The sequence below is a fragment of the Ramlibacter sp. genome (genome assembly GCF_041916345.1).
GTDB lineage: Bacteria > Pseudomonadota > Gammaproteobacteria > Burkholderiales > Burkholderiaceae_C > Ramlibacter.
Map to the genome: position 1 here is coordinate 14,246 of NZ_JAYRZR010000034.1, position 13,992 is coordinate 28,237.

At 70.4% G+C, this 13,992-nt stretch carries 16 protein-coding genes and 3 tRNA genes; 6 read left to right on the forward strand and 13 right to left on the reverse strand.

The window, feature by feature from the left end:
- Nucleotides 1-16: 16 nt before the first annotated feature.
- On the forward strand, nt 17-301 hold the full coding sequence (locus ACE3T5_RS11005; protein ID WP_374667490.1) for a copper-binding protein: 285 nt from the start codon (nt 17-19) through the stop codon (nt 299-301).
- Nucleotides 302-415: 114 nt separating this feature from the next.
- Complete coding sequence (locus ACE3T5_RS11010; protein WP_374667491.1) at nt 416-619, forward strand: hypothetical protein; 204 nt, start codon at nt 416-418, stop codon at nt 617-619.
- Between the two features lie 2 nt (nt 620-621).
- Here the strand turns inward: ACE3T5_RS11010 and ACE3T5_RS11015 are convergent, their stop codons facing one another.
- The 6 genes from ACE3T5_RS11015 to arfB form a co-directional block, all read right to left on the reverse strand.
- A complete protein-coding gene (locus tag ACE3T5_RS11015) occupies nt 622-1,890 on the reverse strand; it encodes an MgtC/SapB family protein (RefSeq protein WP_374667492.1) in 1,269 nt (422 codons plus the stop codon).
- A gap of 85 nt (nt 1,891-1,975) precedes the next feature.
- Complete coding sequence (locus ACE3T5_RS11020) at nt 1,976-2,671, reverse strand: enoyl-CoA hydratase/isomerase family protein (RefSeq protein ID WP_374667494.1); 696 nt, start codon at nt 2,669-2,671, stop codon at nt 1,976-1,978.
- A 111-nt stretch (nt 2,672-2,782) separates the two neighbouring features.
- A complete protein-coding gene (locus tag ACE3T5_RS11025; protein ID WP_374667496.1) occupies nt 2,783-3,817 on the reverse strand; it encodes an MBL fold metallo-hydrolase in 1,035 nt (344 codons plus the stop codon).
- Between the two features lie 71 nt (nt 3,818-3,888).
- Nucleotides 3,889-4,428, reverse strand: coding sequence for a DUF924 family protein (locus ACE3T5_RS11030; protein WP_374667498.1), 540 nt, complete (start codon nt 4,426-4,428; stop codon nt 3,889-3,891).
- A 33-nt stretch (nt 4,429-4,461) separates the two neighbouring features.
- Complete coding sequence (locus ACE3T5_RS11035; RefSeq protein ID WP_374667500.1) at nt 4,462-4,908, reverse strand: SRPBCC family protein; 447 nt, start codon at nt 4,906-4,908, stop codon at nt 4,462-4,464.
- A gap of 91 nt (nt 4,909-4,999) precedes the next feature.
- Entirely contained in the window at nt 5,000-5,407 is a 408-nt protein-coding gene (gene arfB / locus ACE3T5_RS11040; RefSeq protein WP_374667502.1) for an alternative ribosome rescue aminoacyl-tRNA hydrolase ArfB, read from the reverse strand.
- 115 nt (nt 5,408-5,522) lie between these two features.
- On the opposite strand from arfB, the gene ACE3T5_RS11045 reads away from it, so the two are divergent.
- The 4 genes from ACE3T5_RS11045 to ACE3T5_RS11060 all read left to right on the forward strand — a co-directional run bounded on the left by ACE3T5_RS11045 (nt 5,523) and on the right by ACE3T5_RS11060 (nt 7,675).
- Nucleotides 5,523-6,503 (forward strand): Bug family tripartite tricarboxylate transporter substrate binding protein, encoded by a 981-nt coding sequence (locus tag ACE3T5_RS11045; protein ID WP_374667504.1) that lies wholly within the window; start codon nt 5,523-5,525, stop codon nt 6,501-6,503.
- 16 nt (nt 6,504-6,519) lie between these two features.
- Entirely contained in the window at nt 6,520-6,900 is a 381-nt protein-coding gene (locus ACE3T5_RS11050; RefSeq protein ID WP_374667506.1) for a tautomerase family protein, read from the forward strand.
- A 15-nt stretch (nt 6,901-6,915) separates the two neighbouring features.
- Nucleotides 6,916-7,320: an MAPEG family protein gene (locus ACE3T5_RS11055; RefSeq protein ID WP_374667508.1), complete on the forward strand. Its 405-nt coding sequence runs from the start codon at nt 6,916-6,918 to the stop codon at nt 7,318-7,320.
- Between the two features lie 64 nt (nt 7,321-7,384).
- Complete coding sequence (locus ACE3T5_RS11060; protein WP_374667510.1) at nt 7,385-7,675, forward strand: hypothetical protein; 291 nt, start codon at nt 7,385-7,387, stop codon at nt 7,673-7,675.
- A gap of 97 nt (nt 7,676-7,772) precedes the next feature.
- On the opposite strand, the gene ACE3T5_RS11065 is transcribed toward ACE3T5_RS11060, so the two are convergent.
- The 7 genes from ACE3T5_RS11065 to gltX all read right to left on the reverse strand — a co-directional run bounded on the left by ACE3T5_RS11065 (nt 7,773) and on the right by gltX (nt 13,982).
- Nucleotides 7,773-9,896 (reverse strand): 3-hydroxyacyl-CoA dehydrogenase NAD-binding domain-containing protein, encoded by a 2,124-nt coding sequence (locus tag ACE3T5_RS11065; protein WP_374667512.1) that lies wholly within the window; start codon nt 9,894-9,896, stop codon nt 7,773-7,775.
- Nucleotides 9,897-9,938: 42 nt separating this feature from the next.
- Nucleotides 9,939-10,853: a metallophosphoesterase gene (locus tag ACE3T5_RS11070; RefSeq protein WP_374667514.1), complete on the reverse strand. Its 915-nt coding sequence runs from the start codon at nt 10,851-10,853 to the stop codon at nt 9,939-9,941.
- 32 nt (nt 10,854-10,885) lie between these two features.
- Nucleotides 10,886-12,094 (reverse strand): serine hydrolase domain-containing protein, encoded by a 1,209-nt coding sequence (locus ACE3T5_RS11075; protein WP_374667516.1) that lies wholly within the window; start codon nt 12,092-12,094, stop codon nt 10,886-10,888.
- 164 nt (nt 12,095-12,258) lie between these two features.
- Nucleotides 12,259-12,335, reverse strand: a tRNA-Asp gene (locus ACE3T5_RS11080).
- 46 nt (nt 12,336-12,381) lie between these two features.
- Nucleotides 12,382-12,457: transfer RNA gene (locus ACE3T5_RS11085), tRNA-Glu, on the reverse strand.
- 32 nt (nt 12,458-12,489) lie between these two features.
- A tRNA-Ala gene (locus tag ACE3T5_RS11090) sits at nt 12,490-12,565 on the reverse strand.
- A gap of 34 nt (nt 12,566-12,599) precedes the next feature.
- Nucleotides 12,600-13,982, reverse strand: coding sequence for a glutamate--tRNA ligase (gene gltX / locus ACE3T5_RS11095; RefSeq protein ID WP_374667518.1), 1,383 nt, complete (start codon nt 13,980-13,982; stop codon nt 12,600-12,602).
- Between the last annotated feature and the right edge of the window lie 10 nt (nt 13,983-13,992).

The following is a 13,992-nucleotide window of genomic DNA, read 5'->3' on the forward strand; positions in this document are numbered from 1 at the left end:
GCCCGAAGGAGCTTCCATGAAACGCATCACCACGTTGCTGGCCACCACCCTGATCGCCTTCGCCGCGCACGCGCAGGCCGACCGCGCCGAGGCTGAAGTACGCAAGGTCGACAAGTCCGCCGGCAAGATCACGCTGAAGCATGGCGAGATCAAGAACCTGGACATGCCGCCCATGACGATGGTGTTCGAGGTGAAGGACCGTGCCTGGCTGGACAAGGTGAAGGCGGGCGACAAGGTCACCTTCACCGCCGCCAAGGAAGGCGGCCAATACGTCGTGACTTCGCTGCAGACGCAGCCTTGATGTCACGGCGGTGTGCGCAAAACCACACAGCCGACGAACGTGGCTCGCCGACGGCGCGCGGCCTGCCTACGATGGCGGGCAGCGTCGCTCGTGGCGCGTGCCCGTCCTACCTTCATGCTGTTGCCGCGCACCGCGCCCTATGCCTTCTCCACCCGCCGCGAGCCCCCTTGGGTGCGCGCCGTGGTGGACTACCTGCGCCTGCGTCATGCCTATGACCGGCTGTGCGCCGAGGAGCCCGAGAACGACATCGGCCGCACGCTGATCGGCATGGACCTGGCCCGCGCGCAGCAGGCCCTGGAGCAGCTGGAAGGCGGCTGAACTCAGGCCACGGTGGCCGCGAGCGCGATGCCGCCCACGACCAGTGCGGCGGCATAGCCGCCCGCCACACGCTGGCCCACCGCCCGGCCACCGATGAACCACGCCATGGTGGCCTTCACGACCATGTTGGCGAGCACCGCCAGCGCGATGGCCTGCGCGGCCACCTCCACCGGGGCGGTGCCGTCCCGCACCAGCCCGATGGTGGAGATGGTGATCGCGTCCACGTCCGTCAGGCCGGACACGAAGGCCACGCCATACAGGCCGGACTCGCCCAGGTGCTCACGTGCCGCACGGGCCAGCAGGGCCACCGCGCCCAGCATCACGCCGAATCCCACCGCCGTCGGCAGATCGAACACCTTGCCATTCGTCGCGATCTCGGCGGACGCCACGGGCGGCTTCAGCCGCCACAGCACCGCACCGGCCGTGAGGCAGGCCAGGGCCATCACCATCAGCAGCGCACCCAGGCTGGTGGCCAGGCGCGGCTGCAGCAGGCTCACCACCACGGCCATGCGCACGAACATGACGCCGCAGGCCGCCACCGCAGCCGAGCCGGCCGCAGGGGCGAGCGTGGGCTCCGCCCGGGCGGCGCGGGCCAGCGCCAGCGTGGCGGCCGTCGAGGAAGCCAGGCTGCCCAGCAGGGCGGCCCATAGCAGGCCCTGGTGCGCGCCGCGCCAGCGGCTGGCCGCATGGCCGGCCAGCGACAGGCCGGCAATCAGCAGCACCGCCACCCAGAGCCGGAAGGGATTGATCGCGCCGTAGGGTCCGTAGCCTGCGTCAGGCAGCAGGGGCAGCACGACGACCGTGAGCACACCGAGCTGCAGCACCGCGTCCAGCTCCGCCGGGGCGATCTGGCGGATCCCGCGATGCAGCTCCTCCTTCAGGTCCAGCAGCAAGGCCACCACCGTGGCGGCGCCTACGGCGATCAGCACATGCCCCTGCGCAGCCAGCACACCCAGCGCATAAGTCACCAGCCCCGCGATGGCCGTGGTGATGCTCAGCGTGCCCGAGGCCGACGCGGCCTGCCTGAACGACACCGCGAACAGCAACGCCACGGCTACCAGCCCCGCCGCGGCGGGCCAGGTGCTGCCCGCGAGCCCGAGCGCACCGCCCAGCAGGCCGATGAGCGTGAAGGTGCGCAAGCCCGCCACCCTGCCGCCTTCAGGCACGTCACGATCGTTCCAGCCGCGCTCCAGGCCCACCACCAGGCCGACGGCCAGCGCGGCGCCCAGACGGGCGGCCGCCACCGGAAAGTCAGTCTCGATCAGGTCCATGGCTGGGGCCCAGTCTATTCAGGCTGCACCGGCCGCCGTTGATGCCCGTCAACCCGTTGCGCAGGCACCTGCCGCCGCAACGGCCTCAAGCGACGGCGCGCACCGCGAAGCGCGGGGTGCGCCGCTCGGCGAAGGCCTGCAGGCCCTCGGCCACGTCGGGCCCCGAGATGGCGACACCGGCCAGCTCGCGCTCCAGCGCCAGGGCGGCGGGCAGCGGCTGCTCCAGGCCCTCGCGCGCGAGGCGCTTCATGGCCGCGAGCCCGCTGGCGCTGCGGGCCGCAAGCGCCTGCGCGTAGTCCAGCGCCGCCTGCCGCAGATCGGCGGCCGGCACCACATGATTCACCAGCCCCCAGTCGCGCGCGGTGGCAGCGTCGAGCCGGCCCGCCGTGTAGAACAGGTCCATCGCGCGGCGCAGGCCCACGATGCGCGGCAGGCGCTGGCTGCCGCCCCAGCCGGGCACCAGGCCATAGGCCGCGTGCTGGTCCCCGAACTGCGCATCCTCGGCCGCGAAGGCCACGTCGGCGCCCAGCATCAGCTCCAGCCCGCCGGCCAGACACAGCCCCTGCACCGCCACCACCACCGGCAGCGGCGAGGCCTCCAGCCGGTCGAGCGTGACATGGCCGTCGGCCAGCAGCTTCTCCAGACCGCCGGGGACGGCGCGCGCGGCCTGCACCGCGTCGAGGTCGGCGCCGGTGCAGAAGTGGCGGCCAGTGGAACAGACCAGCACGGCCCGCACCGCGGCATCGCGCTCGAAGGCCGCGAGCCCGGCCTGCAGTTCCACATGCGACTACGGCGACAGGCAGTTGAACTTGTCGGCGCGGTTCAGTTCCAGCACGCCGACCGCGCCTTCGACGCGGGCGATGACGGCAGGGGTGTCGCTCATGACTTCTCCTCAGGCCAGCCGGTACCAGGCCACGCCGTCGCGCAGCTCGCGACGCACCTCGTCGCGCTGCACCAGGTAGTTCAGGCAGGCCAGCGCCTCACCGGTGGCCAGGCCCAGCTGGCTGGCATCGGCCGGGTCGATGGCGCGGCGAAACAGCGCCGGGAACACATCGATCACGCGCTTGGGTTCGCGCAGGATCTCGCGCAACTGGTCGAAGGCCTGCTCCTGCCCCCGGCGCAGCTGCTCAATGCGCACGTGCAGGCCGTGGAAGCAATCGTTGTGGGCGGGCAGCACCAGCACGTCGTCCGGCACGCGCGCCTGCAGCTTGTCGAGCGAGGCCATCCAGTCGCCCATGGGGTTGGCCTCGGGCTCATTGGGGTGCAGCGACACGTTGCTGGAGATCTTGGGCAGGATCTGGTCGCCGGAGATCAGCAGCTTGAGCGCAGGGCAGTACAGGCACGAATGCTCGGGCGAGTGGCCGTTGCCGCCCACCACCTCCCAGTCGTGCACGCCGATGCGGATGCACTGGCCGTCCTCCAGCCGCTTGTAGCTGGCGGGCAGCGCATGGATGTGCAGGCCGAACTTGCCGAAGCGCGCGCGGTAGGCCTCGATGGCTGCCGGCGACCAGCCCGCTTGCTGGTAGAAGCGCACCGCGTCGGCCGGCGCCTCGCGGTTGGTGTCGGACACCAGCACCCGGCAGGTGAGGTATTCCAGCCGCGAGATCCATAGCCGGGCACCGTACTTGCGCGAGAGCCAACCGGCCATGCCGATGTGGTCCGGGTGCATGTGCGTGACGAAGATCCGGGTGAGCGGCCGGTCGTGCGGCGCCTGCGCGGTGAGGCGCTCCCAGGCGGCCGCCGTCTCCTCGGTGCGCACGCCGGTATCCACCAGCGCCCAGCCGTCGCCGTCGTCGATGGTCCACACGTTGATGTGGTTCAGCCGGAAGGGCAGCGGCAGGCGGATCCAGCGCACGCCGGGCACGATCTCGTGGAACTCGCCGCGCGGCGGCACCGGGTGCGGGTAGTCGACCTTGTCGTGGAGCATCGCCCGATTGTGCGCGGACGTCCGGGCCGGGGGGTGCAAATTCCGGACACCCGGCGGCTGGCGCACCGGCCTCAGAACCGGGATCCCGGCTCGCGCAGGAACTGCATCTCCTCCAGCGTGGAGGCACGGCCCAGCACCGCGTTGCGATGCGGGTAGCGGCCGAAGCGGTCCACGATGGCCTGGTGCGCACGCTCGTAGCGCAGCACGTCGGCATCGCCCAGGCGCGTGAACAGCTCCACCGCCTGGGCATGGATGGCGCGCGACTCGCTGTGCATCCAGGGCATGTAGAGGAAGCGCCGTTCGGCCGGCGGCAGGGCCATGTCATGCCCGCCGGCCACGGCCTCCTGCGCCAGGGCGAGCGCCATCGGGTCGGCCGCGAACGCCCGCGCCGTGCCGCGATGAATGTTGCGCGAGAACTGGTCGAGCACGATCACCTCCGCCAGGCGGCCACGCGGCGTGGCCCGCCATGCGTGCAGTTCGCCCTGGACCGCCGCGGCGTGCAGGGCGCCGAAGCGCTCGGCCAGCGCGGCGTCGAACGCGGGATCGACCTTCCACCACTGGGCGGGGGTGATCTCGGTGAACCAGAAGGCAAGAATGGCATCGGCGGTCATGGCCGCCAGCATACGCCGGGCCGGGCTGCTCACTCACCCCGGAATCTCGGGCTCCACCAGCTGCGTGAAGAGCGTGAGCGACTCCTGCCAGCCGAGGTGGCAGGCCTGCACGGGAATGACCTCCGGAATGCCCTGCTGCACCACGCGCAGCTCGACGCCGCAGAACACGGGCGTGATGTCCACCGTGGTCGTCATCTCGCCGGGCAGGCCGGGATCGTCGAAAGCCGAGGTGTAGACGAGGCGCTGGCCGGGCACCAGTTCCAGGTAGCGGCCGCCGAAGTGGTGCGAGTGGCCGGAATGGAAGTTGGTGAATGACATGCGCCAGGCACCGCCGACGCGGGCATCCATCTCGTGCACCGTGGCCGTGAAGCCGTGCGGCGGCAGCCACTTGGCCATGGCGGCGGGGGTGATGAAGGCGCGCCAGGCGCGGTCGGCCGTGCAGCGGATCACGCGGTGCAGGGTGACGGTGTGGGTGGGCATCCGGAATCTCCTGGATCGGGGGCTGGAGGAAGGCCCTCCATCGAGACGACGAGCGGGCGGCGCTGAATTCGACAGGGACGGCCTCGGCCGATCACTCCGCGGCCCGCGCCACCTTGGCCCGCAGCGCCTTGACGGTCGAGCGCTGGGCCTTGCCCTGCAGCCGCCGCTGGACCGACCCGCGGGTCGGCCGCGTGGCCTTGCGCGGGATCACCGGCTCGGCCGCGGCCTCCACCAGGGCCTGCAGGCGCGCCAGGGCCTCGGCCTTGTTCTGCTCCTGCGTGCGCGCCGTCTGCGCCTTGATGACCAGCACGCCGTGCTTGTTGAGGCGCTGGTCGGATGTGGCCAGCAGGCGCTGCTTCACATCCTCCGGCAACGAGGAGGCCGCGACGTCGTAGCGCAGTTGCACGGCGCTGGAGACCTTGTTGACGTTCTGGCCGCCCGGGCCCTGCGCGCGGATGGCGATGAACGCCACTTCGCCGGGGAGGATGAGGGGACGCATGGTGGCGCGATCTTGCCTCGGGAAGCCGACAGCGTCGAGTGTCGTGCGCGATGTTCCGCGCCTGGGGTGGTCCGATTGGTGCTAACTTGCGGTCTTCGCTGCACGGAGACCCCACATGCACAAGCGCCATCTGCTGCGCGCGGCCGCCGCGGCCGCCTCCCTTGCCCTCGCGGGCGCCGCCCACGCCCAGGCGCCGGCCTTTCCGCCGGCCAAGCCGATCACGCTGTACGTGGGCTTCGCGCCCGGCGGCGCCGCCGACTCGGCCGCGCGACTGATCGCCAAGAAGCTGGGCGAGAACATCGGCCACTCGGTGGTGGTGGAGAACAAGGCCGGCGCCGGCGGCAACATCGTCCACCAGCAGGTGGCGCAGGGCCCGGCCGACGGCACCGTGCTGCTGTTCGGCTCCATCGGGCCGCTGACCATCGCGCCGCACATGATGAAGGTGGGCTACGACCCCTTCAAGGACCTCGCGCCCATCTCCGGCGGCGTGCACTTCCCCAACCTGCTGGTGGTGCACCCGGGCGCCGGCATCAAGACCATGGCGGACTTCATCGCCGCCGCGAAGAAGGCACCCAACAACGTGTCGTATGCCTCCACCGGCAATGGCTCCGCCTCGCACCTGACCGGCGAGCTGTTCGCATCGCGCCTGGGCACCGAGATGCTGCACGTGCCCTACAAGGGCGGCGCGCCAGCCATGAACGACCTGCTGGGCGGCCGCTTCACCGGCTACTTCTCGGCGCCGCCCACCTCGCTGCCGCACGTGGAGGCGGGCAAGCTCATCCCCATCGCCACCACCGGGCTCACCCGGCCCTCGTACATGCCGAACATTCCCACCGTGGCCGAGTCGGGCCTGCCGGGCTTCGAGGCGCTGAACTGGTACGCCTTCGTCGCCTCGGCGAAGACGCCTGCGCCTCTGCTGGACCGCTACAACACCGAACTTGTGAAGGTGCTCAACGACCCCGCGATCCGCGAGGCGCTCTCCAAGCACGGCCTGTCGCCCCACCCCACCAGCCGCGCCGAACTGGCGGACTTCATGCAGAAGGAATCTGCCAAGTGGGAGAAGGTGGTGAAGGAACGGAACATCAAGCCGGAGTAGTCATCTCCCCATCACCATGCCACTCATCACCCTGACCGTCCGCCGCCCCAAGACCGCCCAGTTCAAGTCCGACGTGCTCGACTGCGTGCACGAGGCCCTGAAGCACGTGGGCGTACCGGCCACGGACAAGTTCCACCGCGTGCTGGAACTGGATGCGGACGACTTCCGCTTCGACCCCACCTACCCTGATGCGCAGCGCGAGCGCAGCGACGACTTCGTGCTGATCGAGGTGCTGTGGTCGGTCGGCCGCAGCGTGACAGTCAAGAAGCAGATGGTCGGCTTCCTGATGACGCAGCTGGCCGCGAAGGGCTTCGACCCCGAGGACGTGATGGTCGTGTTCAAGGAAACGCAGTGGGAGAACTGGTCGTTCGCGGGCGGGCGGTTCATCCACACCTGAGGGAGGCTGCCCACCATGTCCGCTTCACTGACCGCCCTGCTGGGCTTCATGGCCTGGACGCTTGTTCTGCTGGTGCTGATGGAGGCCATCCGCTCCAAGCTGGTCCTCACCGGCGAAGTGCCGGCCAACGGTTTCAACCCCGAGAACACCAACCTGTCGCCCTTCATGCAGCGGCTGGCGCGAGCGCACGCCAATTGCCTGGAGGGCCTGCCGATCTTCGGCGGGCTTCTGCTGCTGGCCGCGGTGGCCGGCAAGACCAGCGTGACCGATCCCCTGGCCTACCTGCTGCTGGCCGCGCGCATCGTCCAGTCGGTCATCCACCTCGCCTCACTGTCGCCCGCCGCCGTGACGGCGCGCTTCACCGCGTTCGCTGTTCAGGTGGGGATCGCGGTGTATTGGGTGGTTCGCCTGGCGGCCTGACAAGGCATTGCCGTCAGCAGGTACGGCATCGCACAATGTCCCTCACGAACAACGGAGGGGCCCCATGCAACCGATTCACTTTCCCACGCTGGATTTCGGCCTGAAGATTGCCCTGTGCTGGAGCTTCTTCTGGCGCGGGATCGTCATCACGCTCGGCTCCATGATCGCCGGTGGCCTGCTGGGCTTCGTGCTCGGATTCGTGTTGGCCTTGGTGGGCGTGTCGCGAGGCGCTGTGACGGCCGTGGGCGGGCTGTCCGGCATCGTCTGCGGCTTCGGCGCCTTCTACTTCTACGTGCGCTGGCTTCTGTCCTCGAAGCTCGGCGCCTTCCGGCTTCAATTGGTGAAGGCCGCCTAGGAGTCAGCACCGCACAAGATAGAGCTGGGTCCGCCGGACCGGGACGCGGGTGTGCCCAATTCCGACTTCACGTGCGACCCACCTTGTCCCGCCCGCATCACCCCCAACGCGGCGACACCACCGTGGCCAGCGCCTGGCCCTGCGCGGCCAGCTGGCGCAGCAGCGGCGAGACGGTCCAATAGCCATGCGCGTTCCCCCGCGTGGCGGCATAGTGGTCCAGCCGCGCCACGACGTGAGCTAGCCCGGTCTGGTCGGCCCACTCCATGGGGCCGCCGCGGTGATCCGGGAAGCCATAGCCGGCGGTCCACACGATGTCGATGTCGCTGCCGCGATAAGCGATGCCTTCTTCCAGAATGCGCGCACCCTCGTTCACCATCGGCAGCAGCAGACGCTCCATGATCTCCTGCGGACCGATGTCCCCGCGGCGCTGGATCCCGTGCTGGCGTGCCAGCGCTTCGCACACAGCCAGGGTCTGCGGGTTCTCCAGCGGCTTGCGGCCCTCGTAGCGGTAGTAGCCCGCGCCCGTCTTCTGGCCGAACTGGCCGTCGGCAAAGAGCTGCTGCACCACGGCGCGATAGGCCGGGTCTGCCGGTCGGCCGCCTGTCTTGCCCCACTCGATGACGGTCTTGGCGCCGACGTCGATGCCGGCCATGTCCAGCATGCGGCAAGGCCCCATGGCGAAGCCCAGCGCCTCCACCGCGGCATCCACCTGCGCGGGCGTGGCGCCCTCCATCAGCAGGAACTCGGCCTCGCGCATGTAGACCTCGGCCATGCGGTTGCCGATGAAGCCGTAGCACACGCCCGACACCACCGCCACCTTGCCGATGCGGCCGGCCAGCTTCATCACCGTGGCCAGCGCGTCCGGCGCGGTGGCGGCGCCGCGCACCACTTCCAGCAGGCGCATCACGTGCGCCGGGCTGAAGAAGTGCATGCCCAGCACGTCGGCCGGCCGGCCCGTGGCCTGCGCGATGCGGTCCACGTCCAGCGTGGAGGTGTTGGTGGCGATAATCGCGCCCGGCCGGCACACGCGGCCCAGCCGCTCGGCGATCTGCAACTTGAGCGCGAGATCCTCGTACACCGCCTCGATCACCAGGTCGCAGGCGGCCAGGTCTTCGTCAGCGAGCGTGGGCGTCACGCGCGCCAGCCGTTCGGCCACCTGCGCCTGGGTCAGCCGGCCCTTGGCGGCGGTCGCCTCCCAGTTCGCGCGGATGATGCCGACGCCGCGGTCCAGCCCGGCCTGGTTCGCGTCCAGCAGCGTGACCTCGAAGCCCGCGTTGGCGAACGTCATCGCGATGCCGCCGCCCATGGTGCCCGCGCCCACCACGCCCACACGGCGGATGTCCCGCAGGGCCGTGCCCGCTGGCAGACCAGGGATCTTGGCGGCCTGCCGCTCGGCAAAGAACAGGTGCCGCAATGCATGCGACTGTGGCGAACGCAGCAGCGCGAGGAACTCACGCGCCTCCACCGCCTCGCCATGCGCAAAGGGGTGGCCGATGGCGGCTTCCACCGCGTTCACCGACGCCAGCAGCGCGGGGTATTGCGGCTTCTTCAACGCCTCGGCCCGCGCCTGGGCGACGAAGTCCGCCGGCAGGCCGGCCACCGGCACGTCCAGCGTGCTGGCGCGACGAATCCCCTTCGGGTCCGCGGCGAGCGCCCGCGCGCGGGCCAGGCCGGCCTGCAGGGGCGGCAGCTCGCTGACCTCGTCAACGATCCCCGCGGCCAGCGCCTGCTTCGCGTCGATCATGCGGCCGCTCAGGATGAGATCCAGCGCGAGCCTGGCGCCGGCCAGGCGCGGCAGGCGTTGCGTGCCCAGCGAGCCGGGGATCAGGCCGAGCTTGATCTCCGGCTGCCCCACGCGCGTGCCCGGCGCGGCCACGCGCCAGTGGCAGGCCATGGCCAGCTCCAGCCCGCCGCCCAGGGCCGTGCCGTGCAGCGCCGCGACCACGGGGCGATCCTGCGCCTCCAGCCGGGCCAGGCTGCGGTTCAGTGGCGCGGCACTGAAGGCCGGGTGCTCGAACGACGCGATGTCGCCCCCCGCCACGAACGTGCGGCCTTCGCAATGCACCACCAGCGCCCGCAGCGACCGATCGGCCTCGAACGCGTCGAGCGCCCGGGCCAGGCCGTCGATGACCGCGGCCGAGATCGCGTTGACGGGCGGGTTGTCGATGCGCAGGATGCCGATGGCGTCCTCGCGGTCGAGGGTGACGGGGGACGGGCGCATGAGGGGCCTCGGCGGTGGCGTTGAAAGCGGTCAGCCGTCAGTTTAGCGGCGCGGCGCGGTGAAGGTCGGCACCCAGCCGTCTTCCGTCAGCACCACCTGCAGGTCGGCGCGGAAGTGCGGGTTCTCCAGCGCGCCGCTGCGCAAGGGGTAGCCGCGAGGGTTGCACACCACGCGTGTGGCCACCGGGCCGCGCCCGTCCACCACATAGGTGCAGCTGTCGTGCGTGTGGCCGTGCAGCCAGGCACCGCAATGGCCCATGAGTGCCTCCAGATCGGAGCCGAAGCCGGCCGACACCGGATCGTCCATGAACCGCGCCGCGCAGGACCGCACGCTCGGGAAGTGATGGGTGACGACCACCGTGCGCAGCGGATCCGGGTTGCACGCCGGCGCCAGTTGCGCGGCCAGCCAGCGCCGGCTGGCCGCATGCAGCGCCAGCGTGTCCGCGGCGCGCAACGGATGCGCGGGCGCCCGGCCGCTGAAGCGGCCGACCGGCGTGTCCACGGCCCACTGCGGCGCTTCGCCATCGGCGTGCGCATACGGTTGGCCGGCCTGCCCGATGAGGTGGTAGTCCATCAGCACGCGCTCGCAACGCTCGGTGTCCGCGGCCGCGCGCGCCTCGCCCCACAGTTGGAAGTCCGTCCACAGCGTCGCACCGAGAAAGCGCACGCCGCCCAGCGTGACCGCCACGTCCTGCAGCACGTGCACGCCGTGCGTGCGGCCGGCCTGCGCCATGGCGGCTTCCACCTCGTCGAGGGCGCCCTCGTAGTACTCGTGATTGCCGGGAACGTAGAGGAGCTCGTGACGCGGAAACGCCTCGCGCGCCCACGCGATGCCGGCGGCGCCGTTGGCGATGTCGCCGGCCAGCACCACCACGTCGGGCGCCTCGTGCGGCGCGAAGGCCGGCGGCTCGAAGCGGTGGAACTCCAGGTGCAGGTCGGACAGCAGCAGCAGACGCATGGGCGGATTGTGCGTGGGGCTGCGCGCGGCGCCTAAGGCGCCCCCAGCCCCGCGACCCGCGCAGAGAGCGTGCTCACCTCGGTGTAGAGCGGCAGGATCGCGCCCTTGTCGTCGGGGTACACGCGATTGGAGAGGAAGACGTAGAAGCTGCGCGACCCGGGGTCGATCCAGAGAATGCAGCCGGTGAAGCCGGTGTGGCCGAAGCTGCCGACCGGAAACACCAGGCCGCGCGGCCGGACCGCATAGGGTGAATCGATGTCCCAGCCGATGCCGCGGCGGGCCCCGGTTTCGGCCGGGGTCTGCACGGTGTGCATCAGGCGCACGGACGCCTCGCTCAGCACCCGCTGCCCGTCGAGCGCGCCGCCGGTCAGCAGCATGCGTGCGTAGCGGGCCAGGTCGCCGGCCGTGGTGAACAGGCCGGCATGCCCCGCCACGCCCCCCATGAAGCGCGCCGTGGGATCGTGGACGACGCCGCGCAGCGGCTGACCCGGGGCGAGGTCCCCGTGCAGGCCCGTGTGCGGCGACTGCGTGCGCTGCGTGGGCGCGATGCGCGCCACGTTGAAATGCCGCAGGGGCAGGTACATGCTGTCCTTCATGCCCAGTGGCGCGAAGATGCGCGTGGCGGCGTACTGGTCCAGCGGCAGGCCGCTCACGCGCTCGACGATGAGGCCCAGCAGGATGAAGTTGATGTCGGAGTAGCGGAACAGCGTGCCGGGCGGATGCGTGGGGACTTCACGGCAGGCGAGGGACAGCGCCGACGGCACGCCCCGCCACGTCGGCAGGGCGGGAATGCCCGGCGCGAGACCTGATGTGTGCGTGAGCAGGTGGCGCAAGGTGATGGCCTCGCGGCCATCGCCCGCGCACTCCGGCACGTGACGCGCCAGCGGATCGTCCAGCACCAGCCGCCCGGCCTCGGCCAGCTGCAGGATGGCAGGCGTGGTGACGGCCGCCTTGGTGAGCGAAGCGGCGTCGAACACGGTGTCCACGCGCATGGGCACGGCATCGGCATCGTAGGTGTGCCGACCCACAGCCACGGCGTAGGAGCGGCCCTCGCGCTCGACCCAGAGCACCGCGCCGGGCAGCTGGCGCTTGTCCACGTAGGCCTGGATGGCCGCGGGAATGGCGGGCTGCAGTGCGGCGCGCCAGGCAGTCTCTGCGACCGGCGTGGCGCAACCGGCGAGAACGAACAGCACGAGCGCCGCGGCCACGAAACGGCGCGGCAACTGCGCCCAAGACTTCATCCAGCGATGCACGGCAGCCCCCGCGATGACCAGGAAGAAGGCGCACTGTACGCTGCGCCGGCGCCGGCATGCGTGCGGCCGCTACAGGGGCGTGCAGAAGCAAAAAAGCCCGACTCGGTGAGTCGGGCTCTTTCTCCGAAGTGCTTGTCGCACCTGGCATTTCTTGGCGGAGTGGACGGGACTCGAACCCGCGACCCCCGGCGTGACAGGCCGGTATTCTAACCGACTGAACTACCACTCCGCGTCGGTGCGGCTTTCACTGCTTGCGCAGTCAAGTGCCACGAACTTGGCGACCCTACGGGGATTCGAACCCCGGTACTCACCGTGAAAGGGTGATGTCCTAGGCCTCTAGACGATAGGGTCAAAACCTTGGACTTTCCGTCTCGACACTTTGATGGTGGAGGTAAGCGGGATCGAACCGCTGACCTCTTGCATGCCATGCAAGCGCTCTCCCAGCTGAGCTATACCCCCGTCTGGTGTCGAGCCTCGCATTATATACAGAATTTCAGGCGTGTCCGAGCCGCTGTTGAACGACCTCGCGCGTGCACAGCGCGAGCACCGCATCCAGCGACGGCGTCTGCGCCGTGCCCATCACCAGCACGCGCACCGGCATCGCGAGTTGCGGCATCTTCAGGCCCGATTCGGCCAGCGTCTGCTTGATGGCGGCGGCAATGCCCTCCTTCGTCCACGCGCAGTCGGCCAGCAGGCGCGCGAGCGTGGCGATGGCGGGCTTCACGGCCTCGGTCACGTGCTTGTCGCGCTCGGCTTCGTCGGGCTGCACCGGCGCGTAGAAGCGCACGGCCCAGTCGGCCAGAGCCACGGTGGTGTCGCAGCGGTCCTTGAACAGGCCGCACAGGGCCGGCAGGCGATCATCGGCTTGCACGTTGCGTGCCGCGAGGTGCGCCGCCACCAGCGGGGCCAGCGCCTCGTCGGCCATGGCCTTCAGGTGCTGGGCGTTCACCCAGCGCAGCTTGGCTTCGTCGAACTGCGCGGCGCTGCGGCCCAGGTGGTCCAGGTCGAACCAGGCCAGGAACTGCTCGCGCGAGAAGATCTCGTCGTCGCCGTGGCTCCAGCCCAGGCGGGCCAGGTAGTTCACCATCGCATCGGGCAGGTAGCCCTCGTCGCGGTACTGCGTGACGGGCTTGGCGCCGTTGCGCTTGCTCATCTTCTCGCCCTGCTCGTTCAGCACGGTGGGCAGGTGCGCGTACACCGGCGGCTCCACGCCGAGCGCGCGGAAGATGTTGATCTGCCGCGGCGTGTTGTTCACGTGGTCGTCACCGCGGATCACGTGCGTGATGACCATGTCGATGTCGTCCACCACCACGCAGAAGTTGTAGGTGGGCGTGCCGTCGGGGCGCGCGATCACCAGGTCGTCGAGTTCGTCGTTGCGGATCTCGATGCGGCCCTTGACCTTGTCGTCCCAGGCCACCACGCCCCCGGTCGGGTTGCGGAAGCGCAGCACCGGCTGCACGCCCTCGGGCACGGGCGGCAGCGTCTTGCCCGGCTCGGGCCGCCAGGTGCCGTCGTAGCGCGGCTTCTCCTTGGCGGCCATCTGCCGCTCACGCAGGGCGTCGAGTTCGGCCACGCTCATGTAGCAGGGGTAGACCAGGTCCTTCGCGCGCATCTGCGCCAGCACCTCGCGGTAGCGGTCCATGCGCTGCATCTGGTAGAACGGGCCTTCGTCCGGGTCCAGGCCCAGCCAGCGCATGCCCTCCAGGATGACATCCACCGCGGCCTGCGAGGAGCGCTCGAGGTCGGTGTCCTCGATGCGCAGGATGAACGTGCCGCCCTGCGAGCGGGCGAAGGCCCACGGGTACAGGGCCGAGCGGATGTTGCCGAGGTGGATGAAGCCGGTCGGCGACGGCGCGAAACGGGTGCGGACTTTCAAGGACTTGCTC

Bases quoted from the DNA above. Each gene is read 5' to 3' on its own strand.
- ACE3T5_RS11005 (WP_374667490.1), top strand. From the start codon at position 17: ATGAAACGCATCACCACGTTGCTGGCCACCACCCTGATCGCCTTCGCC.
- ACE3T5_RS11010 (WP_374667491.1), top strand. From the start codon at position 416: ATGCTGTTGCCGCGCACCGCGCCCTATGCCTTCTCCACCCGCCGCGAG.
- ACE3T5_RS11015 (WP_374667492.1), bottom strand. From the start codon at position 1,890: ATGGACCTGATCGAGACTGACTTTCCGGTGGCGGCCGCCCGTCTGGGC.
- ACE3T5_RS11025 (WP_374667496.1), bottom strand. From the start codon at position 3,817: ATGCTCCACGACAAGGTCGACTACCCGCACCCGGTGCCGCCGCGCGGC.
- ACE3T5_RS11030 (WP_374667498.1), bottom strand. From the start codon at position 4,428: ATGACCGCCGATGCCATTCTTGCCTTCTGGTTCACCGAGATCACCCCC.
- ACE3T5_RS11035 (WP_374667500.1), bottom strand. From the start codon at position 4,908: ATGCCCACCCACACCGTCACCCTGCACCGCGTGATCCGCTGCACGGCC.
- arfB (WP_374667502.1), bottom strand. From the start codon at position 5,407: ATGCGTCCCCTCATCCTCCCCGGCGAAGTGGCGTTCATCGCCATCCGC.
- ACE3T5_RS11045 (WP_374667504.1), top strand. From the start codon at position 5,523: ATGCACAAGCGCCATCTGCTGCGCGCGGCCGCCGCGGCCGCCTCCCTT.
- ACE3T5_RS11050 (WP_374667506.1), top strand. From the start codon at position 6,520: ATGCCACTCATCACCCTGACCGTCCGCCGCCCCAAGACCGCCCAGTTC.
- ACE3T5_RS11055 (WP_374667508.1), top strand. From the start codon at position 6,916: ATGTCCGCTTCACTGACCGCCCTGCTGGGCTTCATGGCCTGGACGCTT.
- ACE3T5_RS11060 (WP_374667510.1), top strand. From the start codon at position 7,385: ATGCAACCGATTCACTTTCCCACGCTGGATTTCGGCCTGAAGATTGCC.
- ACE3T5_RS11065 (WP_374667512.1), bottom strand. From the start codon at position 9,896: ATGCGCCCGTCCCCCGTCACCCTCGACCGCGAGGACGCCATCGGCATC.
- ACE3T5_RS11070 (WP_374667514.1), bottom strand. From the start codon at position 10,853: ATGCGTCTGCTGCTGCTGTCCGACCTGCACCTGGAGTTCCACCGCTTC.
- ACE3T5_RS11075 (WP_374667516.1), bottom strand. From the start codon at position 12,094: ATGAAGTCTTGGGCGCAGTTGCCGCGCCGTTTCGTGGCCGCGGCGCTC.